Origin of the sequence: Bifidobacterium sp. M0353 (genome assembly GCF_016100645.1) — a bacterium.
Classification (GTDB): Bacteria; Actinomycetota; Actinomycetes; order Actinomycetales; family Bifidobacteriaceae; genus Bombiscardovia; species Bombiscardovia choladohabitans.
On sequence record NZ_JACFSB010000001.1, the window covers coordinates 1295515 to 1319676 of the forward strand.

Sequence of the window (24162 nt, forward strand, 5' to 3'; positions counted from 1 at the left end):
GAACCGAGGAGACAAGAGGCATAGGAGGCAAGCCGATTTGCTCACCATACTGGATACGCCGCAGAAACCGGCCACAGGCTCTCTGATCGAGCGCAAGTCCGAATTCATCGGCCAGGCCTGCCATGTGGAGGATCAGGAGACGGCCATGGCCTTCGTCCAGGAGGTCCGCTTGCAGCACCCCAAGGCCCGGCACGTCTGCCACTGCGCGATATGGGGACCCGAGGGCCGCACCAGCGAGCGCATGAGCGATGACGGGGAGCCCTCCGGAACGGCCGGCAAGCCCATACTTGAGGTCATGCGTCGGCAGGGACTGACCGACTGCGTCCTGACTGTGACCCGATACTTCGGGGGAATCCTTCTCGGGTCAGGGGGGTTGATCCGGGCCTATTCCTCGGCAGCCTCCCTTGCGCTCAAGGCGGCGAGATCGGCACGCGTGCTCCCGACGCAGCGCTTCACAATCACTGTGGACTACCCGGAGTACGATCCCCTGCGCCGTCTGATCCGCGCCTCTGGTGGGCACGTGGAGACTGAAGACTTCACCGATAGGGTCCGATTGACCTACGATCTGGAGCCTGCAGAGGCACCGGCCTTTCATGGCCGACTGGATGACCTTCTGCAGGGCCGGGCCCAGCCCAGTGCACTGGGCGAAGGCCGCAGGCTGATTCCCCTGTCGAAAGACCAGGCTTCGTCTGCCTCATGATCGCCCGGACGGTCCGTGCAACCTTACTCGGCTGCGGCTTTCCCTGTCATACAGATGCCTGCCAGACACCGTCGGTCTACCGCCACGCGGACTGGCATTTTTCCAGACCTGAGCTTCGCAAAGAAAGAATATGGAAATAAACGCCCTTGGCAACGACTCTGCTAGTGATGAATCCCTTAACAATGGATAAGGCCGATGATCGTCCAGAATCAGCGATCACCGGCCATCTGGCGGAGACGAGGAGATTCGAACTCCTGGACCGCTTGCGCAGTCAACACCTTAGCAGGGTGCCCCTTTCGGCCACTCAGGCACGTCTCCATGCTGGCTCCCGAACCGGAGACTTGATCCCAAAGTTTCGAGAACAAAACAATAGAATACCATGATTGACTGATCTGACTCGCCGGAGCAGGCGGACCCAATGAATCGGAGAACAGACCTGTTTCATTTTCTTGGATAAAAATCAGAAAAATGATTCTTTCCTCAGAATTGAATTCTGAGAATAATGTATTACACATTCCTCCGGTGTCGCCTTATATCATAGAGCTATGAGTACAGCGCCAAGGCTTGCAGCCGCCAAGAAGGACTGGGGGCATGACGAGAGCGGCTGCACAGTGCTGCACATTGACATGGACGCCTTCTACGCCTCCTGCGAAGTAGCCCGGCACCCGCAACTGCAGGGCCGACCGGTCATCATCGGCACTGGACGTCGTGCAGTGGTCTCCGCGGCCAGCTATGAGGCCAGGGCTTTCGGCATCAATTCGGCCATGCCCTTGGCACGCGCCAGGCGACTGTGCCCTCAAGGGATCTTCCTCCCGGTTGACATGACCTATTACCGGAACATCTCACGACGGATATTTGATACGGTTTTCTCACAGATCACCGATCAGATCGAGCAAGTCTCGGTGGATGAATGCTACATGGATGTGTCAGGAGCGCTCATACGCTGGGGCAAGCCCACAGCCATAGCCCGGTGGATCCGAGCCAGCGTGGCCCGTCAGTTCCACGTCACCTGCTCAGTAGGCATCGCTACCAACAAGTTGGTGGCCAAAATGGCCTCGACCAACGCCAAGCCCGACGGAATGCTGTTGATTCCCAAGGCCAGGCAGGCCGAGTTCGTCCAGCTGATGCCCCTGCGCGGCATTCCCGGCATCGGCCCCGCCCTGGAGAAGCGGCTCAACGACTGGGCCGTCAAGGATGTGGCTGATCTGGCTAGCATGAGCGAGCGCGACCTGACTCGGGCCACAGGCTCGAGCCTTACAGCCAGGAAGCTGGCACAGGCCTCCCACGGGCTGGACGACGATCCGGTCCAGCCACGAGCACCTGAGAAATCCCTGGGCGCAGAACGTACCTTTCTACACGACACCACCAGCATGAAGCAGGTCTGCGACCTCCTGCGCGTCTGCAGCAACGAGGTGGCCACCGGACTGCGAGCGCATGACCTGGTCGCCCGGACCATCACCGTCAAACTGCGCTTTGATGATCTGCGCTATATGACCAAGGCCCATACCTTGGAAACACCGGTCAACTCAGCCAATCGAATCTATCCGCAGGCGGTCGGACTGCTCAAGGCCATGTTGGGGCTGCCCGAGGGCGCGCCCATGGACACCCCCCTGCCCCGGCTGATTCGCTTAGCCGGTGTCAGCGCATCCGGTCTGAGCCGGGTGGAGGATACCCCAATCCAGCCATCCTTGGATGACATCATGCGCGAGAGCAAACGTCACACCGGCAGCGAGGCCCAGCGCCTGGATCAGGCAGAGGCCACTATGGACTCCATCAGGAGCCGCTACGGCAAGGGTTCAGTCAGCATGGGTCTTTAGGGCCGGTACGCAAACGCTCCAGGGCCAGCTCCAGCTGCTCGTCAGATATGGTGGACGAGAATCGCAAACGGCGACCATCCCCGTAGAACTCCCCAGGACTGGCCAGGATCCCCATACGGGACAGGTCAGCCATATCCGCCCAGCAATCACCCGAACGGGCTTGCGTCCAGATATAAAGGCCGCCTTGGGGCATGACGGCCTCATACCCGTAAGCCCTCAGAGCTTGAGCCAAGGCTCGCAGGCGACGGGCGTAGACCTCCCGCTGGGCCGTCACAGCCTCGACATCCTCCAGAGCGGCCTGCATGGCCCGCTGTACCGGACCTGGCACAATCAGTCCCACCTGTTTGCGGTAGGCGGTCATGGCCTCCACCAGATGAGCGTCTCCGGCCACGAGGGCTGCCCTATAGCCGGCCATGTTGGACTGCTTGCTCAGCGAGTACAGGCAAAGTATCCCGCTGGCATCGCCGCCACAGACTTGTGGCTCCAGGATGCAGGGCGAGGCCGGAATCGGCGCATTCTGCCCGGCTTGGGCGGGTCTTGACCAATCCAACATGGCATAGCACTCGTCACTCAGGACCATAGCCCCTATCGAACGGGCCGCCCGCACGATCTTAGCCAACCCAGCTCGGTCGATGATCCGCCCACTGGGGTTGCCTGGCGAACTGACCCATATTGCTCGCACGCCGGGCAGATCCACCCATGAATCCGTATCAGCCGGATCATCCACGGTCGTCACCTGGGCCCCGGCCAGCTGGGTTCCGATGGCATAGGTGGGATAGGATACCTTCGGCTGCACCACTCGGTCCCCCGGTCCCAGGTGCAGAAGGGAGGCCATGAGCGCCACCGCCTCCTTGGATCCGACCGTGGGCACCAGATCCGCGCCAATGGCATCCAGATCGACCCCCCGGCGACGACGGAACCAGTCGGACGCGGCCTGCCTCAGGGGACCATCACCGGCGGTTTTCGGATAACCCCGTGCCTGGCCATCATCCGAAGCCGCAGTCAAGGCATCCCTGACGGACCTGGGTACAGGATCCACCGGCGAACCCACCGACAGGTCGACCATACCGCCGGGGCACTGCTCAGCACGCCGCCGGAAAGAGTCAATCCTTGACCAGTCGTAGGGGGATTCGAAAGAGTGGAAACCCATGGCCCGCCTTTCTCCTATGAATAAGCCGCGGAGGGATGGCTCCCATCCGCGGCTCGTCAGCCTTTATCGACTACTTGTTGGGTGGCAGGGCTGCCACACCCTCCGGATCGTGATCGTAGGGCCCGACCGCAGCAGCGCCGCCGGCATCCCCCACCTGGGCGAAGAAATCAGTCGCCGCGTCCTTGTACCAGGTCCACTCCTCGGGCAGGTCGTCCTCGTAGAAGATGGCCTCCACCGGGCAGACCGGCTCGCAGGCTCCGCAGTCCACGCACTCGTTGGGGTTGATGTAGAGCGAACGGACGCCCTCGTAGATGCAGTCCACCGGGCATTCGTCCACGCAGGCCTTGTCCTTGACGTCCACGCAGGGCTGAGCGATGACGTAGGTCATGGGTTACCTCCTGAGTATGCGAGTATTCACTCTACACTGCAGCGCAGACGCCCCAGGTCAGTCCAGACCGGCCTGGGTGGCCTGGGATATCTTCCCGCTGAGCTGATGACGGCCGAGCAGGGAGTGCCGGTAGGAATAGCCGAAGTAGATGGCCAGGCCTGCAGCCAGCCAGACCACGAATCGAATCCAGGTCAGCACGGTCAGGTTGAGCATCAGCCAGAGGCAGGCCAGGGCGATCAGAATGGGCACCCAGGGGTTGCCGGGCATCTTGAAGGACCGAGGCAGGTCAGGCCGGCGCTTGCGCATGATGGGCAGGGAGATGGCCACCAGCAGGAAGGCCGAGAGCGTGCCGATGTTGACCATGTCGGACAGGACGTCTATGGGGAAGCAGGAGGCCACCACGGCTACCACGATGCCGCCCAGGATCTGAATGCGGGCCGGCGTGCCATGACGGCCGGTGCGGGACAGGGCACGTGGAAGGAGCCCGTCGCGGCTCATGGCGAAGACTATGCGGGTCAGCCCCAGCAGGAGGACCATGACCACGGTGGTCAGCCCCACCACGATGCCGAAGGAGATGATCTTGGCAGCCCAGGGAGCGCCGACCATCTCGAATCCAGTGGCCAGGGAGGGGCTCTTGGCCTTGGCCAGGTCCTTGTAGGAGACCATGCCGGTGGTGACGATGGCGACCAGGATGTACAGGGTGATGACGATCAGCATGCCCAGGCCGATTCCACGGGGGATGGTCTTATGGGGCTCCTTGGCCTCCTCGGAGGTGGTGGCGACGATATCGAAACCCACGAAGGCGAAGAAGACCAGAGCAGCACCTGAGAGGATGCCAGGGACACCGTAGATGGTGGGCTGCATGCCCGAAACCCACTGCCAGAGCGGCTGGCCCATGATTCCCGGCACGCTGGCACCCGGAACAGCCGAGGCCGGCTCGGAAGGCGGGATGAAGGGCCGGTAGTTGTCCAACTTGACGTAGAAGAAGCCCACCACGATGACGAAGACCACGATGCCGATCTTGAGGACGGTCAAGGCGCCGTCGAACCGGGCGGAAAGCTTGGTGCCCAGGACCAGCAGGACGGTGAAGAGCGTGACGACCGCCAGCGGGGCCAGATCCACGTCCACGCCGCCCAGATGGAAGCTGGAGCTGAACGAGGTGCCGCCCATCAGATGGATGAAGTCATTCAGGTAGACGCCCCAGTACTTGGAGATGACCGAGGCTGCCATGAGCATCTCCAGAATCAGGTCCCAGCCGATGATCCAGGCCACCAGTTCGCCCATGGTGTTGTAGGTGAAGGTGTAGGCCGAGCCTGAAACAGGGATCATGGAGGCAAACTCCGCGTAGCACATGACGGCTGCCGCGCAGACGATGCCTGCAATGACGAAGGAGATGATGACGGCCGGGCCCGCATGGAAGGCCGCCGCCTGGGCACCCACCGAGAAAATACCGGCGCCCACGGCCACTGCGACGGCCATGATGGCCAGGTCCCAGGTGGTCAGCGTCCGCTTGAGCGACCTGCCTTCCTCCCCGGTCTCTGCCAGGGTCTGTTCAACCGATTTCTTCCTGAATAATTCCATTCTGCTCCCAATCGTGACTTATTGTGCCGTAAGCTCCTCCGGCCCATCACTATAGGAGATGGGAATACACAAGTCCGGACTTTGCCCATTTCGGGATACTACCCGTTGGGGAGCACGACCGGAACCACCTGGGGCAAGCCGTAGGCTTCCGCTGACCTGCGCGTCAGCTCTCAAAAAGGGCCAGGGCGTTCTCATAGGAGACCGCGCGGACCAGAGGGGCAAGATACTCCTCGTCATCAGGAATGACGCCTTGGGCTGCCCAGTCGCCCAGAATCCCGCAGAGCACCCTGCGGAAGAGCTCGTGCCTGGGGAAGGACAGGAAGCTGCGGGAGTCCGTAGTCATTCCTACCGCATTGCCCAGGAGCGAGGTTTCCGCCAGAACCTCAAGCTGGCGGCGCATCCCGGTGACGGTGTCGTTGAACCACCAGGCGTTGCCCAACTGAAGCTGGCCCCGATCATCGCCGCCGAAGCAGCCCAGGTCAGTGGCTATGGCCATGTAATCGTTGGGATTGAGGGAATAGACGATAGTCCGAGGCAGGGTGTTCGAGCTCTGCGCCTGGTCAAGAAGGGCCGCGAGGGGGGCGGCCACCGAACCGTCCGCCATGGCATCGTAGCCCGTGTCGGCTCCCAGCCGCTGGAAGGCTGTCGAATTCTTGTTGCGGCTGGCATGAAGATGGAGCTGCATGGTCCAGCCCTTATCCTTGTAGATCCGCATGAGCTCAAGGAGGAGGGCTGCACGGTATTGGGCCTGTTCCAGCCTGTCCAGCGCTGACCCGGCCCTGGCCTTGGTGAAGATGGCATCCAACTGCTCGGCAGTCGCCGGAGCGAACTCCACCGCATCGACCGCATGGTCGGAGAGTCTGGAACCATGCTGATGGAAGTAGTCCACCCGATCACGCAGAGCGTCGATCAGATCGCTGAAGTCATTGATTGGCTTGCCGCAGACTGACTCCATTGTGCCGATCCACTCGCCATACCCCTTGGCCGTCGGTTTGAGGGCCGCATCCGGGCGGAAGGCGGGAACCATCCTGAAGGGCTCCCCCTCCTTGGCGAATCGATCGTGGTACTCCAGACTGTCCTCAGGGGAATCCGTGGTGCAGACCACCTTGACGTTCATGCGACGCAGAAGCGCTCTTCTTGAGAAGTCCGGAGTGGCCAGCTGCTCGTTGGTCTGGTCAAAGATGGACTTGGCGGTCTTGGTGGTCAGGGGTTCGCAGATACCGAAGTACCTCCGCAGCTCCATGTGCGTCCACAGATAGACCGGACTGCCCACAGCCTGTTCCATGGTCCGGGCATAAGCCATGAATTTGTCCCAAGGGTCGCCGTCACCGGTGATCAGCCGTTCCGGAACGCCATTGGCCCTCTCCAGCCGCCACTTATAGTGGTCTCCATAATTGTGGCCATCGGTCAGCCAGGCATCGACGATATTATCGAAATTGAGGTCCTCATAGATCTCCCTGGCGTGCAGATGGCAGTGATAATCCACCAGGGGAAGTTTCTCAGCTACGTCATGAAACAACTCCCGAGACAGTTGCGTCCCGAGAAGAAAATCGTCATCCAGGAAAGCCACTACAAACTCCTTAGAAACTCCTTAGTCGAAAACAGCAAGTCCGGCATCCGAATTTCCACGATGCCCAAAATCCTCCTGTGCAGACCAGGAGACCGGCGAGGCATTCACACAATCGGAACTCGCATATGCTCTTGTTCAGCCTATGCGCGCCCGAAAAGGCTCAGCATGATGTTGCCATGACTTGTCGGGAACTACCCCGATCAGGAAGCTGACGCAGCCTTGCCCGTGCTCTGTCTGATAATCAGACGGGCCGGAACCGTCGGAGCTGCAGACAGGACGGCTCCGGAAAGGCGCTGTATAAGGAGATCGGCGGCCCCCCGCCCAAGGACCGAAAGGGACATATGAATGGTGGTCAGAGGCGGACTGCTCACCATGGACATGATGTCGTTGTCGAACCCGATGACCGAGACATCGCGAGGGCACTTGCAACCAAGCCTTCTTAAGGCCACGATCAGGCCTATCGCCATCAAGTCGTTGTGGGCAATGACCGCTCCCGTAGGATTCGCCAGATACTTCTCGGCAAAGGAATAGCCTCCGTAAAAGGTGGGGGCGCAAGGCAGCGAGCGCTTGACGTTCATCCCCTTGGCCTCACCCTCATTGAAGATGTGCCGCCACCGTATGCCACCTGACCAGGAGGCAGCCGGCCCGTCCAAATACGTAAGACTCCGGAACCCCAATGAGTGCAGGTAATCGACCGCCTGGCATGCCCCCTTGGACGAGTCGATGCTGATGCTGGAGACGCCCCGAACATTACGGTTGACGCTGACCAGAGGACGCAGCTGGGCGCACTTGCGGATCATGGCATCGGGCATCCTAGGGGAGACCAGGATGATTCCCGAGACCACGGGGGCGACCGCATCGATGATCCTGCGCTCCCTGGTGATGGACTCCCGCGTATCAAGAATCAGGGTTTCGAAGTGGAAACGCTCGCACTCGTCCTGGATATTGCGGATGACGCCTGTGAAAAACTGATTGCCCAGGTCGGGCACAATGACCGCCACCAGCCCCCTGCCCTGGGAGTCTGACCTGCTGTCGACCATGTCGCTGTGATAACCCAGCGAATCAGCGACCCGCTGAACCATCCGAGCGGTCGAAATGCTGACCCGATCCGGACGCGAAAAGGTGCGCGAGACCGTTGAAGGAGACACACCGGCCTGGCGGGCCACATCATATATGGTGATGCGGCGGCTGCCCTTGGAGGAGTCGTCATCCGAATCTGCCTCGGTCTTCATCTATCCGTATCAGCCTTCCCTTCTGAGCCCCGTGGCGCATGAAATGCAGGCCAACGAGGCCGAGTACTTCTTAGCTTCCAAGTATAAGAAATTCCCCACTGCCCATTACAGCGGACAACAGTCTGGTGGGAAACAAACGGCAACTCCGAAGTCGCACAAGCTCTGACTTGGGTAGGTTCGCAAGCAGGGGGTCAAGCGGGTGCGCCTGGTCTCCGCGGAATGGTTCTTTTCATAAAGGAAGACACCGATGCTTCACCTGAACGACGATATGCATAATCAGACCGCAGCCTGGCAGAAGGCGGGCGTGACCCTGCCGACCTACGACATCGAGGCCATGCGCCAGGCAACCAGGCGCTCGCCTACCTGGGTCCACTTCGGAGCAGGGAACCTCTTCAGGGCGGTTCACGCCCCTATTGCCCAACAACTTCTGGATTCAGGCGCCACCAACCGGGGCATATTGGCGGCCGAATCCTTCGACCCTGCCATCATCGACCAGGCCTACACCCCCTTTGACGACCGCTATCTTCAGGTTATCCTGAAAGCGGATGGGTCCATGAAAACCTCGTTGGTCGCATCTGTTGCTGGCGCCTACCCGCTGGGCGAGGATCCGGAGCCGATGCATGATCTGAAGCAGGTCTTCCGCAATCCCAGTCTTCAGATGGTCACCGCGACCATCACCGAGAAGGGCTATGCCTTGGCCGACTCCCTGGGCCAGCCGCTGCCGTGGATCGCTCCGGAGTTCGAAAGAGGGCCCGCAAAGGCCAAAAGCGCCATAGCAGTCATCACAACACTCCTGCTGGAACGTTACCGGGCAGGCGCCCTCCCCCTGGCCTTGGTCAGCACCGACAACTTCTCACAAAACGGAGAGCGGTTCGGCCAAGCCGTCAGGCAGATGGCCGACGAGTGGATAGAGAGGGACCTTGCCGAAAAAGGTTTCGGAGACTACCTCAGGGACGAGGGCAAGATCACCTTCCCGCTGACCATGATCGACAGAATCACTCCCAACCCAGACGCGGAAGTGGGTCGCCGACTCAAGGCTCTGGGCATCGCCGATGCGGAACCCTTCCGGACCAGGGGCGGAACCGCTATGGCCCCCTATGCCAACACCGAGGAGACCTGGTATTGGGTGGTTGAGGACGACTTCCCTGCAGGCCGCCCGCCTCTGGAGAAAGCAGGGGTCTACATGGCCGACAAGGATACGGTCAACGCCGCCGACCAGATGAAGGTCACCACCTGCCTGAATCCCCTGCATACAGCCTTGGCCGTCTTCGGTATGCTCCTGGGGTATCCGACCATGTCGAAGACCGTCGCCGACCCGGACCTCAAAGCCTTGGCCACCCGGCTGGGCTATGTGGAAGGGTTGCCTGTGGTCGAGGATCCGGGCATCTTCTCCCCCAGGGAATTCCTTCGCCAAGTCATCGAAATCAGGGTTCCCAATCCTGGCCTGCCCGATACACCGGCACGCATCTGCGCCGACACCTCGCAGAAGATTCCGGTCAGGTACGGAATCACCATCAGCAAGTACATCCGATCCCGGGATCTTGACACGGCCGATCTGGAAGCCATCCCGCTGATCATCGCAGCCTGGCTGCGGCTGCTGATCGGCTCGGATGGCCATGGAACCGACGATGCCGGGCAGCTGGTCAAGCTGAGCCCAGACCCACGTCTGGAAGAGCTTCAAAGGATTATGGTCGACATCCCACTCGATGGATCAGCCAGGAAGGAGACCCTGGCGGCGACCATCAAGTCCATCCTGGCCGATACCTCCATCTTCGGAACCGATCTGAACGCCACCCCGCTGGCCGACAAAATCGAGACCCTCCTGGCCGCCATGTGCCAGGGCACCGGCGCCGTCGCCAACACACTCCACAAAGCTGCAAGCGCCTGGTGACCTCGGTATCTACTGACTGGTCAAGGCAGGCAATGACGGGGTTCCCCCGATTCGAATGTAAGGAGAGAACATCATGCACATGGGATTCCGCTGGTATGGAGAGGGCAACGACACCATCAGCCTCGATGATATTCGTCAGATTCCGGGGGTGGAGACCATTGTCTGGTCCCTCCACCATAAACAGGCCGGCGAGGTTTGGCAGCCCGACGAAATCGAAGAGGCCATGGCGACAATCACCGGGTTGTCTGCCAGGGATCAAGCGGCAGGCATAACCAAGACCTTCAACGCCGACGTGGTTGAGTCGGTCAACGTTCACGAATCCATCAAGACCGGTTCGACGGTCCTCGGGATGAGCCGTGACCAGGCCATTGACGCCTATATCGAGACCGTGGCCAACCTGGGCAAGGCCGGGGTCAAAGTCGTCACATACAACTTCATGCCGGTTTTCGACTGGCTGCGCACGGAGATGTTCCACCCCTGTCCAGACGGGTCCACAGCCCTCTACTACAACCAACACCAGGTGGACAAGCTCAGCCCGCAGGGCATCATCGACGAAACCCTGAAGGGGGCCGGATCCCTGACTGTGCCTGGCTGGGAACCTGAGCGGCTTGCCCATCTGCCTGAACTGATGGAGGCCTATCAGGGAATGGGCCACGAACAGATGTACGCCAACTACAAGTACTTCCTGGATGCCGTGATCCCCACCTGCGAGCGCTACGGGGTCAAGCTGGCCGTCCACCCCGACGACCCTGCCTTCGACCTGTTCGGCTGGCCACGCGTGGTCTCCAGCAAGAAGGGAATCCAACGAGTGCTCGACCTGAACCCCAGCCCCTGCAACGGACTGTGCCTGTGCCTGGGATCCTTCTCATCCAGAAGAGGCAACGACGCCGTGGATGCAGTCAAGACCTTCATGGACAGGATCTACTTCAGCCATGTGCGCAATATCCGGTTCACCGACGAGCAGGGCTCATTCTACGAGGTGGGCCACCGCGCCTGCGAGGGGAACGTGGACACCGTCGGCATCATGAACGCTTACGCCGAGGCTGATTACCAAGGTTACATCCGCCCCGACCACGGACGGCATCTATGGAATGAGAACACGGAAGCCGGCAGACCGCGGCCAGGCTACGGCCTTTACGACCGCGCCATGGGCATCCAGTATCTGCTTGGAGTCTGGGACGCTTTCCGATACAACCGTTGATGAAACGCAATCAAGCAAGGCCCCCTTGCCATGCTGTTCGGCAAGGGGGCCTTTATATTTCTCATTTTGCGGCCGCTTTAGCAGCTTATTGCCTGGTCTCATTCGTCAAGACAAGCCTCTTCCGGCGACCAACCAGACCTGAAAGCGAAGCTGGCCCGAAGGTGAAGCAGAAGAAATCCTGAACAATAAGAAGGTGTCTGAGCCAGTCTGGGTCAATCGCAAACCCAACCTGGCATCAGACACTTTTTCGATATTCCCGTCAGGGCTATGCCTTGAGGGAAGCTTCTCCCAACCTTGGAAAGCCGACATACCTGCAATGCGAGAATCAAATTGCCTTGAAGGCTCATGCCAATCGGTCAATCAAGGGCTGGACGCCCCGGTCGGCCAAATCGTCCAGGTTCTGCCGGACGGCCTCCCCCAGCCCTGCGATCCTGGTCAGGTCATGGCCCCAAATGGAGGAATCAGCAAGAATCCGGTTGACAAAGTCAGCCTGACCAGCAGCCTCGCGGAAGGCATCAATGACTTTTTGATCATCCTGGATATTCACAGCATCACCGGCCTTGCCGCCATAGGTCCACAACAGGCAGGACAGCGCCAGGACGATCCGTTCCGGAAGCCCACTCCCCCGATTTACGTTGGCCGTAACCAGCGGGAGAAGACGGGAGACGAATTTGGAGACCGAGTTCAACCCTATGGAATCCAGAGAATGCTGGACAAAGGGGTTGTCGAACCTCTCACGAACCGCAGCAGCGAAGCTCTCCAGCCCTTCCCTGGGCAGGGTCTGAACGGGGATGATCTCCTCCTCCATCTCGCGGGTGATGAAGGAACGCATGGTCTTATCGCCCATGACCTGTCCTACGGTCTTGAATCCGGCCAGACGGGCCACCTGGGCCATGGTGGTATGAGGGCCGTTGAGCAGATAAACCTTGCGCTCACGGTAGGGCTGGACGGCATCACAGGTCACCAGGTCGATTCCGACCTTCCGCGCGGGAAGCAGTTCATCGACCTTGCACTGGGCGGTCTGGTCGCCGGCCACGACCCAGAGCAGGAAGGGCTCGGCCTCGACCATGTTCTGGTCCTCGTAGCCCAGCATCTCCCAAAGCTCCTGGGCATCTTCGCGCGGATAGCCGGGGACTATCCGATCCACAAGTGTTGATACGAAAGTGTTCTCCCGATCGAGCCAGTCAATGAAGTCCCTGCCCCATCCGAACCGTTCGGCGACATTTATCAGAGCCCGATGCAGGGCCGGACCGTTGTCGGCGATAAGCTCGCAGGGCATAATCAGGAAGCCTGGCATGGACCTGTCGAACCTACGCTTGAGCAGATGGGCCAACTTCGCCGGATACCCGGCTGGCGGCTGGTCCGTGACCTTATCCCCATCGTTGACGGCAATGCCTGCCTCGGTCGTGTTGGAGACGATGATCTGCGTATCAGGATCATCGGCCAGAGCCAGAAACCCATCCCAGTCCTGGTAAGGGTTGACTGTCTTGCCGATGGAGTCGATCAGCTCATGACTGCGGACCGGCTGTCCATCCTTGAGACCTTCCAGAATGACTGTATAGAGCCCTTCCTGGTCCTCCAAGGCTTGGACTCTGCCGTTTTCACGGGGCTGGACCACTGCTACGTTTCCCCCAAACACGCCCTTGTTGTTGAGCTGCTGCACTATCCACTCAACAAATCCTCTGAGGAAATTGCCCTCACCGAACTGGATGATCCTGATGGGTCGTCGAGCTGCCTCTGGACTGGTCAATCCCAGATGTATGGCCACTGCTTCCTGCAGTCTTTCCACATTGCTCCCTTTCCGTCCTTTTGCCTCGCGCCCGCCGACCGCTATGTCATGGGAACCGCCATACTATTCCTTCCATGACCAGGACCGATGGATCCGACAGGTCTGTTTCAACCAGCGACAAGGCGGATGACGGTCCGATTCGCCCATTGATGTTTCCAAGCTATGCAATAGAAGGATGGCGGAGGAATATGTTGCCAGCCGTTGCTTGTCTCGGCATTGTTGATGGGCACTTTTCAAAAACAGACCCTCAGATCTTCGAATCGATCTGAGGGTCGGAAGAAAGGAGCTTGGAGCAGGGGCTACCAGGCCAAGTCGATGCCTGGGGTGACGGGCTCGGGAATCAGGTGGATGCCGAAGGTGGAATTCACGCCTTTCTGTATGGCACGGGCCAAGGCCACCATATCGTCTGAGCCGGCACCTCCCCGGTTGGTCAAGGCCAGCGTGTGCACGTCGGACAGAGCGGCAGCCGCCCCCTCTTCCAAGGCGAAGCCCTTGTGGAAGCCTGAATGATCAATCAACCAAGCCGCTGAGGTCTTGACCATTGCCGAACCCTCGACAGGATAGCGCGGGGCTTCAGCCGGCAGGGCATCCGCGGCCTCACGACTGATGATCGGATTGGTGAAGAAACTCCCGCAGCTGTGACGGTCAAGCAGCACCCTTTCGCCCCTGGGGCCATGAAGGTCACCCTGGAGCGCCTCCAGAGCCTCTTCCAGGTCGGAGGTTCGACGGCATGATCCCATCCAGTCGGTCAGGTATCGGTATGGATCCTCCAGCATACCCTTGCCTGCTCTGACGGTCAGAACCGCCTGTCGAATCCGCTCCAGGGGAAGTGTTGCTCCTGGCTCCACGCCCAGGACCTTGGCAAGCTGGGCCGAACCCACCTGAGCGGCGGACCCGTGTCGCAGAACCAGGGTGACAGAAAGTACCACGTAGCGGGGCGTGGGGAAGAACCGTGCATCGGGCACAGCCGGCGCCTGGTACATGGTCTGCTTGAGCAGGGAGGTCCTGTATCCGAAATCCAGATCCGATGCCTGCAGATAGGCGGTGACCTTGTCCTGGCGATCCCATACCTCGACCGAGTCGACAAGACGCCCGACCTCCTGGCCATAGGCGCCGATGTTCTGGACCACCGAGGCCCCGACAGTCCCTGGGATGCCGGATAGGCCCTCCAGCCCGATTAGATGCATGCGCACGCAGTAGGAGACCAGGTCATCCCAGTTGGTCCCAGCCGTGGCGTTGATATGGACGACGGGAACTCCACCCTCAGGCGGGGCCACCTCGTCAGGCACGCTGATGTCCTGACGGGTATCACGCACAACCACGCCGGGAAAGTCCTGGTCAGAGGCAAGCAGGTTGGATCCCCCGCCGATCAGGCAGAGGGGCAGTCCCTTGGAATCAGCCCCCTCCACAGCCTCGATCAGCCCGACCCTGTCATGCGGCTGAGCAAAGGTTGCAATACGTCCTCCCACACCCATGGTGGTGATATCAGCAAATGTCGGAGTTGAGATGTTGACCGTGACTGCTTCTGGCATGTCTTTCACTGTATCATCGCAGGTGACAGGTCTGATCTGGGGCCCTTCTTGCCTAGCGGCCCTCTGATCTGATGGCTCGATTCGGTGAATTACAGCAGACAAAAGCAAAACACAACCACACGCAGGTAGGTTCTCTTGATTTGACTCCAGTCAGCCGATGCATACCGACAAGGACGGCGGAGGATGAATAACCTCTTATAAGGAACGCCTATAGAGGCACCGTTGTCTCGGCATCCGAAAACGGGTTTGATGATTCGTGAAGCACGCGGGCATCCAGGCCACATTCAGAGGAGTGGACCGTCATGAGCAAAGGATTTGCGACAAAAGCCGTCCATGACGGCTATGACTGTCAAAGCCAGGGCGGAGGGGCAGCCAGCGTGCCCATCTACCAGTCGGCTGCCTTTGACATGGTCACCGCCGACCGGGGAGATGCCCTGGCCGCCGGCGAAATTCAAGGATTCTCATACTCCCGCCTGGCCAACCCCACGGTCAAGGTCCTGGAGGACCGCCTGGCCAGTCTGGAGGGGGGCAAGGGGGCTGTAGCCATGGCCTCGGGGATGGCCGCCGTCTCGTCAGCCCTCATGTGTGCAGCCGAGGGCGGCGGGAGGCTGATCTCCCCGGTCGATCTCTATGGGACCTCCGTGGATGCCATGAAGACCTTCTTCCCCAACTTCGGCATTGAGACGGATTTCGTGGACGACATCAACGACCTTGACGCCGTGGAATCCCTGATCCAGGACAACACCAGGGCCATCTTCGCCGAATCCGTGGCCAATCCGTCCACAGCCATCGCCGACATTCCCGGCCTGGCCGAACTGGCCCACCGGCATGGGCTGGCCCTGATCATCGACAATACGGTGCCCACGCCATACCTGCTTAACCCAATCGACTTCGGTGCCGACATCGTCGTCCACTCGACCACCAAGGGGATCAGCGGCCACGGCAACGCCCTGGGCGGGGTCATCGTGGATGCAGGACGGTTCGACTGGGGCAACGGCCGCTTCCCGCAGATGAGCCAGCCCGAACTGATCATCAGCGACGAGCGGCATGGGTCCATGGTCAGCTTTCTGGATGCCTTCGGCAGGATGGCCTTCCTGCACAGGGTCCATACCAAGTACCTGCACACCTTCGGGGCGGTCATGAGCCCCTTCACCGCCTACCTGCAGCTGACCGGCCTTGAGACCCTGGCACAGCGGGTCGACACCGAGGTAAAGACCGCAACAATCCTGGCCCGCCACCTGCTGACCATTCCCCAGGTGGAGCAGGTCAACTATTCGGGCATCCCCGAGGGCCGACACCAGGGCGATACAGGCCAGCAGGACCGCCTGGCCTCGACCCTGCTGCCCAAGGGCGTCGGCACGATCCTCTCCTTCAAGGTCCAGGGAGGCTATGAGCAGGTCAAGCGCATCGTGGACTCGGTACGTCTCATGAGCTACATGCCCAACATCGGCGACTGCCGCACCCTGATTGTGGACCCGGCCAGGATCACCCACAGGGAGGTTCCAGGCCCCTACCGCCTCAGCGCCGGTGTGGGCGACGATCTGATACGAATCTCCGTGGGCCTGGAGAACCCGGGCGACCTGATCGCCGACCTGGATCAGGCCTTTGCAGCCGCCTTCCAGGACACTCTCTGAAGGCTGAGCCCCCCTATGTCGCAAAACCCGTAACGCAGGGCGGGCATGTAGGCGGATTCGCACACGGAAGGACCTTTGTATAAAAAAGAACCCGGCCAGATGGTCGGGTTCCGATGAAGCCAAAAGACGGGAAGAACTCAGCGGGTCTCCCGGTGCAGGGTATGCTTGCCGCAACGGGGGCAGAACTTCTTGAGCTCCAGACGGTCAGGAGTGTTACGACGGTTCTTGGTCGTAATGTAATTACGCTCCTTGCACACGGTGCACGCCAGCGTAATGCCAGGACGGATATCTGCGGCTTTTGCCATGGTTCACCTCTATAGTCGTTGCACGACCGACGTATGTCGGCCACAGTAGCGAGGAAGAGACTCGAACTCTTGACCTTACGATTATGAGTCGTACGCTCTAGCCAGCTGAGCTACCCCGCCAGAGAGCCTCGGGTGAGAATCGGACTCACGACCTCTTCCTTACCAAGGAAGTGCTCTGCCACTGAGCTACCGAGGCGTGGCGGATAGAGGATTCGAACCTCTGAAGCATTACGCGGCTGATTTACAGTCAGCTCCCTTTGACCGCTTGGGAAATCCGCCATGCCGCACTAGAACCGGAGCTCCGTACGGCAACTTGCCTATAATGACATGTTTTTCCGTTTTCCGCAAGTCCCGCTCCAACGTCGTGTCTTCCGTGTCAGAGCGGGACAGACAGGTCAGAAATCCCAGTCGTCGTCGTCCGTCTCCACAGCCTTGCCCATGACATAGGAGGAGCCCGAGCCGGAGAAGAAGTCGTGATTTTCGTCGGCATTGGGGCTCAGCGAGGCGATGATGGCAGGATTCACATCGGTGGTGTCCGATGGGAAGAGGGCGGGATAGCCCAGGTTCATCAGGGCCTTGTTGCCGTTGTAGCGCAGGAACTTGGTGACGTCCTCCACCAGGCCCACCCCGGAGTACAGGCTCTCGGTGTATTCCACCTCGTTGTCATACAGGTCTCCCAGGAGCTCATAGGTGTAGTCGCTCATGGCCTGACGCTCGGAGTCGGAAACCTTGGCCAGCCCCTTCTGGTACTTGTAGCCGATGTAGTAGCCGTGCACGGCCTCGTCCCGGATGATCAGACGGATCAGGTCGGCCGTGTTGGTCAGCTTGGCATGGCTGGAGAAGTACATGGGCAGGTAGAAGCCCGAGTAGAAGAGGAAGGACTCCAGCAGGGTGGAGGCCACCTTACGCTTCAAGGGGTTGTCACCCTCGTAGTAGTCCAGGACGATCTGTGCCTTGCGCTGGAGGAACTCGTTGTGTTCGCTCCACTCAAAGGCGGCGTCGATCTGAGGTGTGGAGGCCAGGGTGGAGAAGATGGAGGAGTAGGACTTGGCATGGACCGACTCCATGAAGGCGATGTTGGTGTAGACCGCCTCCTCATGGGGGGTCAGCGCATCCGGGATCAGGCTGACGGCGCCCACGGTCCCCTGGATGGTGTCCAAAAGGGTCAGCCCGGTGAAGACCCGCATGGTCAGGGTGTGCTCCTCCTCGCTCATGGCCTGCCAGGAGGGCAGATCATTGCTGACGGGAACCTTCTCGGGCAGCCAGAAGTTGCCGGTCAGACGGTCCCAGACCTCCAGGTCCTTCTCGTCCTCCAGACGGTTCCAGTTGATGGCGGAGACCCGGTCGATCAGCTTCAGCGGCTGCCGGGGAATGGAAATGGGTGGGACCATGGTTGATTGCTCCTTGTTGGATGGGTGTTCGACAGTACGATGCGGATCCTGACAGGACCGTCAGTCTACCGCATGGACGGACCCGACCTGTGGATGTGGATACCAAAGGGTCGGTGCCGCCCTCAAAGACGGCACCGACCAGTGATTGCATATGCCTTGGGACAGTTGCCTTAGAGCATGCAGCTGACGCAGCCTTCGACCTCGGTGCCCTCCAGGGCCTGCTGGCGGATCCTGATGTAGTAGAGGGTCTTGATCCCCTTGCGCCAGGCGTAGATCTGAGCCTTGTTCAGGTCGCGGGTGGTGGCCGTGTCGGGGAAGAAGAGGGTCAGGGAGAGCCCCTGGTCCACATGCTGGGTGGCCTCGGCGTAGGTATCCACGATCTTCTTCCAGCCGATCTCGTAGGCGTCCTCGAAGTAGTCCAGATTCTCGTTGGTCATGTAGGGGGCCGGGTAGTAGACGCGCCCGATCTTGCCCTCCTTGCGGATCTCGATCTTGGAGGCGATCGGGTGGATGGAGCTGGTGGAGTGGTTGATGTAGGAGATGGACCCGGTCGGCGGGACGGCCTGGAGGTTCTGGTTGTAGATGCCGTCCTTGAGGATGGCCGCCTGGAGTTCCTTCCAGTCATCCACCGTGGGGATGTGGACCTGGTACTGGTCGAAGAGGTCCTTGATCCGCTGGGTCCTGGGCTCCAGGGAACGGCTGCCCTCGGTGTACTTGTCGAAGTAGTTCCCCTGCCCTGCCGGCTTGGCATAGTCGGACTTGGCGAAGGAGGCGAAGGCCTTCCCCCGCTCCACGGCCAGGGCATGGGAGGCCCTGTAGGCGTGGTAGGCCACGGTCATGAAGTACATGTCCGTGAAGTCCAGCCCCTCCTCGGACCCATAGTGGATGCCCTCGCGGGCCAGGAAGCCGTGGAGATTCATCTGACCCAGCCCGATGGCATGGCCCTCGTCGTTGCCCCGCTTGATTGAGGGGACGGCCTCGATGTTGGTGTGGTCGGAGACGGAGGTCAGGGCCCGCACCGAGGTTTCGACCGTGTCGGCCAGGCCGCCGTCCATGGCCTTGGCGATGTTGAGGGATCCCAGGTTGCATGAGATGTCACGGCCGATATGCTCGTAGTTCAGGTTCTCGGAGTAGGTACTGGGCTCCTGGACCTGCAGGATTTCCGAGCAGAGGTTGGACATGGTGATCCGGCCGTCGATGGGGTTGGCCTTGTTGACCGTGTCCTCGAAGAGGATGTAGGGGTAGCCGGACTCGAACTGGATCTCGGCCAGGGTCATGAAGAAGTCACGGGCATCGATGTACTTCTTGTGGATTCGCTTGTCCTTGACCATCTCCTCATAGTGCTCGGTGATGGAGATGTCGGCGAAGGGCTTGCCATAGACCCGCTCCACGTCGTAGGGCGAGAAGAGGGCCATGGGCTCCTTGCGCTTGGCCAGCTCGAAGGTGATGTCGGGGATGACCACGCCCAGGGCCAGGGACTTGATGCGGATCTTCTCGTCCGCATTCTCCCGCTTGGTGTCCAGGAAGCGCATGATATCGGGGTGGTGGGCCGACAGGTAGACGGCGCCGGCACCCTGGCGGGCACCCAACTGGTTGGCGTAGGAGAAGGAATCCTCCAGGAGCTTCATGACCGGGACCACGCCGCTGGACTGGTTCTCGATGTGTTTGATGGGTGCACCCATCTCGCGCAGGTTGCTGAGCAGCAGGGCCACGCCGCCGCCCCTCTTAGACAGCTGCAGGGCGGCGTTGACGCCGCGGGAGATGGACTCCATGTTGTCCTCGATGCGCACCAGGAAGCAGGAGACCGGCTCGCCGCGCTGGGCCTTGCCCAGGTTCAGGAAGGTCGGGGTGGCGGGCTGGAAGCGGCCGGAGATGATCTCATCCGTGTACTTCATAGCTGCCTGCTCATCCCCGTCGGCCAGCTCCAGGGCCACGGCCACGCAGCGCTGGGGGAAGTCCTCCAGGTAGCGCTTGCCGTCGAAGGTCTTCAGCGCGTAGGAGGTGTAGAACTTGAAGGCGCCCAGGAAGGTCTCGAATTCGAAGCCGCTCTCGGCTGCATGCCTGTAGATCCTGTCCAGGAACTCAGGGGTATAGCGCTCGAAGACCTTCCGGTCGTAGTACTCGTGGTCCACCAGGTAGGCGATCCGCTCGGCCGTGGAGGGGAAGGTCATGGTGTTGGGCCCCACGTGCCGGTCCATGTACTGGCGCTCGGCCTCGTGGTCCTTGTCGAACTGGATCCTGCCGTCCTTGTCGTACAGGTTCAGCATGGCGTTCAGGGCATGGTAGTCGTGAGCCGGGTCGAAGGTCTCCTCATCCTCGGATGCGGTCCTGTCCAGGGCCAGGGACGTGTCCTCGTTTGCTCCCATCGGGTGTCCTTTCATGAATATGGCAGTGATGATACGTGTAATGAAATCGGCTCAGGACTCGGGGTGGTTGCGGAAGAAATCCACCACCCCGCGGCGGACCTTCTCCTGGTCCTCCTTGGTGCCCATGAGCTCGAAATAGTAGAGGAAGGGCACATTGCACTTGCGGGAGATGATGTCCCCCGCCATGCAGAAGGCCTCCCCGAAGTTGGTGTTGCCCGAGGCGATGACCCCGCGGATGCCGGCCCGGTTGGCCGGGTCGTTCAGAAAGCGCTTGATCTGCGGCATGACCGCCTTCTTGGCCGATCCTCCCCCATAGGTGGGGACGATCAGGATGTAGGGCTGCCGAATGTTGAGCGGCGGATCCTTGGGCCTCAGAGGGATGCGGAAGACGTCAATCCCCTCGTCGTCCAAATGGCAGTTGGCGATGAACCGGGCGGTGTTGCGCGAGGCCGACGAGAAGTAGACCACGGCCCCCAGGCGCTGGCCCTGGGCGGCGAACTCGGGAGCGCTGAGCTCCGAATCAGTCCCGGCGGTCTGCTGTTGCTCCATGCTTCCTCCTGATCAGGCCATCCAGAGCCTGTCTTGACGGTGATGCCCGCCCTGAGGACGGACCGATCAGAACCCGCCCAGCGCGAGCCTGAACTACTATATGTGCTGTCGATATCAAAAACGGTGAGCATATATAGGGTTTTCTGTGCCCAATATCACACCGGCTCCAACTGGCCTAGAAGTCCCAGTCGTCGTCGTCCGTGGACTCGGAGTGCCCCATGACGTAGGAGGAGCCCGAACCCGAGAAGAAATCATGGTTCTCGTTGGCCGATGGCGACAGGGCCGCCAGGATCTCCGAGCTGACATCGGTCTGGTCGGCTGCGAACCGGGCCGGGTAGCCCAGGTTCATCAGCGCCTTGTTGGCATTGTAGCGAACGAAGGCGAAGACGTCCTCGACGAAGGGGAAGCCCTCATAGATCTGCCCGGAGTAGACCATCTCCAGATCGTAGAGCTTGTCCAGCAAATCATTGGTGAACTTCTCCAGCATGGCCTGGTCGGCCTGGGTCCTCTCTTCCAGACCCCGCTGATACTTGTAGCCCGAGTAATAGCCGTGGATGGCCTTGTCGCGCAGGATCAGCCGGATCATGTCAGCCGTGTTCATCAGCTTGGCATGGCTGGAGAAGTAGAGGGGCAGGTAGAAGCCGGCATAGAGCATGAGGGAGGAGAGCATGGTGGAGGCCACCTTGCGCTTCAGGGGATCCTCGCTGACATACTCGTGCAGGACCGTGTGGACGCGCTCCTGGAGGACATCGTTGGCCACAGCCCAGCGGTAGGCCTTGTCGATCTCCTCGCTGGAGCAGAGGGTGGAGAAGACCGAGGAGTAGGAGCGGGCGTGGACCGACTGCATGAAGGCGATATTGGTATAGATGGCCTGCTCCTGCTCGGTACGGGCGTGATCGATCTGCACCAGCTCGCCGATGGTGGCCTGGGTGGTGTCCAGCATGGTCAGTCCGGTGAAGACGCGGACCGTGGTCTGGCGCTCATGATCGGTCAGGGTGTTCCAGGAGGGTATGTCGTTGGACAGGGGCACCTTCTCGGGCAACCAGAAGTTGGAGACCAGACGGTTCCAGACCTCCAGATCCTTCTCGTCGGTGATCTTGTTCCAGTTGACCGGGCGGATCCTGGCATCAGGGGTGACTCGGTACTGGGGCGGGGTGATGGATTGGCGCATCATCTCGTCGTCGGCATAGACGCCGGCCTCTGACTTGGCGCTCTCTTTGGTGCTTTCCTGCTGGCTCATGACAAAACCGCCTTTCGTGAATCAGTCGACTGCTGCTGGAGCTGCACTCCCATTCCGGCCAGGATGGCCCTGACCGCTTGAACATCCTCCGAGGTGCCCAGCAGCTCGAAGCGATAGAGCTCAGGAACCCCGCACCGGCGGGCTATCAACGGGCCTGCTGCGCAATAGGCGCTGCCGAAGTTTCGGTTGCCCGAGGTGATGACCCCGCGAATCAGCCCGCGGTTGACCGGATTGTTCAGGAAGTGGATGACCTGCTTGGGCACGGCTCCCTTGGCTGACCCGCCGCCATAGGTGGGCACCAGCAGAAGGTAGGGCGTATCCATAACGGGCATGGGCTGGCGCCGCTCATACAGGGGGATACGGATGGGCCCCTCCACGCCCAGCCGCTGTACAAAGCGGTGGGTGTTGTTGGAGACGCTGGAGAAATACACCAGCCTGGAGGCGCCATCGGGAGGATCGCGCCGATCCACATCTGCTGAGGACATAGTGACTGCTGCTCCTTGGTAAACACTATATATTGGATTGGCTTGGCCAGCCAACCACAATATATAGGTTTATCCAGGACGACACAAGTTCACAGGAACAAAACCGCCCCCGCTGTGACATTCCATACAAGAACGGAGGCGGCAAGCATTTACATTTACACTCGCGCTATTGCGGCCTTAGTCAGATATCGGGTCCTGCGGCAAACCCCGTCGACGCAGGTCTGCGCAAACCTCCAGGACGCGATCGTTGGCCTCCCGCTCCCCCACAGTGATGCGGATGCCCTCGCCAGGGAAGGTTCTGACCGACAGACCCGCGTCGCGGAACCGCTGATCAGCCTGCGCAGCCGCATGACCCAGTGGCAGCCAGTAGTAGTTGGCCCGAGGTTCAGGAATCTTCCACCCCTGCTCCTTCAAACCAGCCAGGATTCTGGCCCGTTCCTGCTTGAGAGCCCGGACCCGTTCGGCCAGGCGATCCTGTGCGTCCAGGCTGGCCATCGCCGCCGTTTGGGCCACATCGGTGACACCGAAGGGCAGGGCAACCTTGTTCATGCCGGCAATGATCGGCTCGGCGGCCACGGCGTATCCGATCCGCAGACCGGCCAGCCCGTAGGCCTTGGAAAAGGTCCGGGCCACTATCACATTGGGATGCTCACGCATGAGCGACAGCCCGTCGGCCCGATCAGGGTCGTCGTTGAACTGTATGTAAGCCTCGTCGAAGAGCACCGGCAGGTCTGCAGGCAGGGCTTGCAGCAGCCGTTCGGCCTGGCTGCGATCGACATTGGTCGCAGTCGGATTGTTGGGGTTATTGACAATGACCAATCTGGTATGCTCGTTGACCGCCGCAATCATTGCTTCGATGTCATGGCACCCCTGGTCATCCAGGGGCACGGGCACCCCGGTGGCGCCAGCCGAGGTGACGATGATGGGATAGGCCTCGAAACTGCGCCAGGGATAGACCACCTGATCTCCATGACCGGCCACCAGATCAACCAGCTGGGTGATGACCTCGGTGGACCCGCATCCCAGCTGAATACATCCAGGATCCACCCCATGCAGCTGGGCCAGCCGCTCCACCAGATGGGTGCCACGCATGTCCGGATAGCGGTTCAGATGGCCCAGGGCCTGTTCGGAGACGGTCTGGATCACGCCGGGCAGGGGCGGGTATGGGTTCTCGTTGCTGGAGATCTTGTAGCTGGTCAACCCGGGAACAGATGGTGCCGGGCTGCCCTGCCGGTAACCGGGCAGGGCATCAATGCTGGGACGATGACGATAGTACATGGGCACCATGCTAGCGGCCGCCGTATGTCTCCGCGGTGTCTGTTCCGCTGCACGGCCCTCCCG

The 24162-nt window shown here is 60.6% G+C and carries 20 protein-coding genes and 4 tRNA genes; 6 read left to right on the plus strand and 18 right to left on the minus strand.

Annotated features, from left to right (window positions below; genetic code table 11):
• Positions 1–37: 37 nt before the first annotated feature.
• On the plus strand, positions 38–700 hold the full coding sequence (locus H3V04_RS05460) for a YigZ family protein (RefSeq protein ID WP_198187449.1): 663 nt from the start codon (positions 38–40) through the stop codon (positions 698–700).
• 228 nt (positions 701–928) lie between these two features.
• On the opposite strand, the gene H3V04_RS05465 is transcribed toward H3V04_RS05460, so the two are convergent.
• Positions 929–1018: transfer RNA gene (locus H3V04_RS05465), tRNA-Ser, on the minus strand.
• Between the two features lie 227 nt (positions 1019–1245).
• On the opposite strand from H3V04_RS05465, the gene dinB reads away from it, so the two are divergent.
• Complete coding sequence (dinB, locus tag H3V04_RS05470) at positions 1246–2517, plus strand: DNA polymerase IV (RefSeq protein WP_198187450.1); 1272 nt, start codon at positions 1246–1248, stop codon at positions 2515–2517.
• Here dinB and dapC read toward each other — a convergent pair.
• From dapC to H3V04_RS05495, 5 genes are all read right to left on the minus strand, one after another.
• Positions 2501–3667, minus strand: a complete 1167-nt coding sequence (dapC, locus tag H3V04_RS05475) for a succinyldiaminopimelate transaminase (RefSeq protein WP_198187451.1) — start codon at positions 3665–3667, stop codon at positions 2501–2503. The genes dinB and dapC overlap by 17 nt on opposite strands.
• 70 nt (positions 3668–3737) lie before the next feature.
• Positions 3738–4055 (minus strand): ferredoxin, encoded by a 318-nt coding sequence (gene fdxA, locus H3V04_RS05480; RefSeq protein WP_015022367.1) that lies wholly within the window; start codon positions 4053–4055, stop codon positions 3738–3740.
• Positions 4056–4112: 57 nt separating this feature from the next.
• Positions 4113–5636 (minus strand): amino acid permease, encoded by a 1524-nt coding sequence (locus H3V04_RS05485; protein WP_198182946.1) that lies wholly within the window; start codon positions 5634–5636, stop codon positions 4113–4115.
• A gap of 163 nt (positions 5637–5799) precedes the next feature.
• A complete protein-coding gene (gene uxaC, locus H3V04_RS05490) occupies positions 5800–7206 on the minus strand; it encodes a glucuronate isomerase (protein ID WP_198182947.1) in 1407 nt (468 codons plus the stop codon).
• A gap of 200 nt (positions 7207–7406) precedes the next feature.
• A complete protein-coding gene (locus tag H3V04_RS05495; protein WP_198182949.1) occupies positions 7407–8438 on the minus strand; it encodes a LacI family DNA-binding transcriptional regulator in 1032 nt (343 codons plus the stop codon).
• 247 nt (positions 8439–8685) lie between these two features.
• On the opposite strand from H3V04_RS05495, the gene H3V04_RS05500 reads away from it, so the two are divergent.
• Both H3V04_RS05500 and H3V04_RS05505 read left to right on the plus strand, forming a co-directional pair.
• Positions 8686–10329: a mannitol dehydrogenase family protein gene (locus H3V04_RS05500; RefSeq protein ID WP_198182951.1), complete on the plus strand. Its 1644-nt coding sequence runs from the start codon at positions 8686–8688 to the stop codon at positions 10327–10329.
• A 73-nt stretch (positions 10330–10402) separates the two neighbouring features.
• Complete coding sequence (locus H3V04_RS05505) at positions 10403–11530, plus strand: mannonate dehydratase (protein ID WP_198182953.1); 1128 nt, start codon at positions 10403–10405, stop codon at positions 11528–11530.
• A 343-nt stretch (positions 11531–11873) separates the two neighbouring features.
• Here H3V04_RS05505 and H3V04_RS05510 read toward each other — a convergent pair whose 3' ends face one another.
• Positions 11874–13319: a tagaturonate reductase gene (locus H3V04_RS05510; RefSeq protein ID WP_198187452.1), complete on the minus strand. Its 1446-nt coding sequence runs from the start codon at positions 13317–13319 to the stop codon at positions 11874–11876.
• A 74-nt stretch (positions 13320–13393) separates the two neighbouring features.
• Between H3V04_RS05510 and H3V04_RS05515 the strand changes: the two genes are divergently transcribed.
• Positions 13394–13588: a hypothetical protein gene (locus H3V04_RS05515; RefSeq protein WP_198187453.1), complete on the plus strand. Its 195-nt coding sequence runs from the start codon at positions 13394–13396 to the stop codon at positions 13586–13588.
• A gap of 30 nt (positions 13589–13618) precedes the next feature.
• Here the strand turns inward: H3V04_RS05515 and H3V04_RS05520 are convergent, their stop codons facing one another.
• Positions 13619–14851, minus strand: a complete 1233-nt coding sequence (locus tag H3V04_RS05520) for an FAD-binding protein (RefSeq protein WP_198187454.1) — start codon at positions 14849–14851, stop codon at positions 13619–13621.
• A gap of 302 nt (positions 14852–15153) precedes the next feature.
• On the opposite strand from H3V04_RS05520, the gene H3V04_RS05525 reads away from it, so the two are divergent.
• Positions 15154–16485, plus strand: a complete 1332-nt coding sequence (locus tag H3V04_RS05525) for an O-acetylhomoserine aminocarboxypropyltransferase/cysteine synthase family protein (protein ID WP_198187455.1) — start codon at positions 15154–15156, stop codon at positions 16483–16485.
• Between the two features lie 137 nt (positions 16486–16622).
• On the opposite strand, the gene rpmG is transcribed toward H3V04_RS05525, so the two are convergent.
• The 10 genes from rpmG to H3V04_RS05575 all read right to left on the minus strand — a co-directional run bounded on the left by rpmG (position 16623) and on the right by H3V04_RS05575 (position 24099).
• Complete coding sequence (rpmG, locus tag H3V04_RS05530) at positions 16623–16790, minus strand: 50S ribosomal protein L33 (RefSeq protein WP_015022386.1); 168 nt, start codon at positions 16788–16790, stop codon at positions 16623–16625.
• Positions 16791–16836: 46 nt separating this feature from the next.
• Positions 16837–16910, minus strand: a tRNA-Met gene (locus tag H3V04_RS05535).
• Positions 16911–16914: 4 nt separating this feature from the next.
• Positions 16915–16986: transfer RNA gene (locus H3V04_RS05540), tRNA-Thr, on the minus strand.
• A 1-nt stretch (position 16987) separates the two neighbouring features.
• Positions 16988–17069: transfer RNA gene (locus H3V04_RS05545), tRNA-Tyr, on the minus strand.
• Positions 17070–17185: 116 nt separating this feature from the next.
• The gene (nrdF, locus tag H3V04_RS05550) at positions 17186–18181 is read right to left on the minus strand and encodes a class 1b ribonucleoside-diphosphate reductase subunit beta (protein WP_029678084.1); all 996 of its coding nucleotides are present in this window, start codon (positions 18179–18181) and stop codon (positions 17186–17188) included.
• 170 nt (positions 18182–18351) lie between these two features.
• A complete protein-coding gene (gene nrdE, locus H3V04_RS05555; protein WP_198187456.1) occupies positions 18352–20547 on the minus strand; it encodes a class 1b ribonucleoside-diphosphate reductase subunit alpha in 2196 nt (731 codons plus the stop codon).
• Positions 20548–20598: 51 nt separating this feature from the next.
• A complete protein-coding gene (nrdI, locus tag H3V04_RS05560; protein ID WP_015022389.1) occupies positions 20599–21096 on the minus strand; it encodes a class Ib ribonucleoside-diphosphate reductase assembly flavoprotein NrdI in 498 nt (165 codons plus the stop codon).
• 175 nt (positions 21097–21271) lie between these two features.
• Positions 21272–22267, minus strand: coding sequence for a class 1b ribonucleoside-diphosphate reductase subunit beta (nrdF, locus tag H3V04_RS05565; protein ID WP_232342589.1), 996 nt, complete (start codon positions 22265–22267; stop codon positions 21272–21274).
• Positions 22268–22332: 65 nt separating this feature from the next.
• Entirely contained in the window at positions 22333–22821 is a 489-nt protein-coding gene (gene nrdI / locus H3V04_RS05570; protein WP_198180474.1) for a class Ib ribonucleoside-diphosphate reductase assembly flavoprotein NrdI, read from the minus strand.
• 177 nt (positions 22822–22998) lie between these two features.
• Positions 22999–24099 (minus strand): histidinol-phosphate transaminase, encoded by a 1101-nt coding sequence (locus tag H3V04_RS05575; RefSeq protein ID WP_198187457.1) that lies wholly within the window; start codon positions 24097–24099, stop codon positions 22999–23001.
• Between the last annotated feature and the right edge of the window lie 63 nt (positions 24100–24162).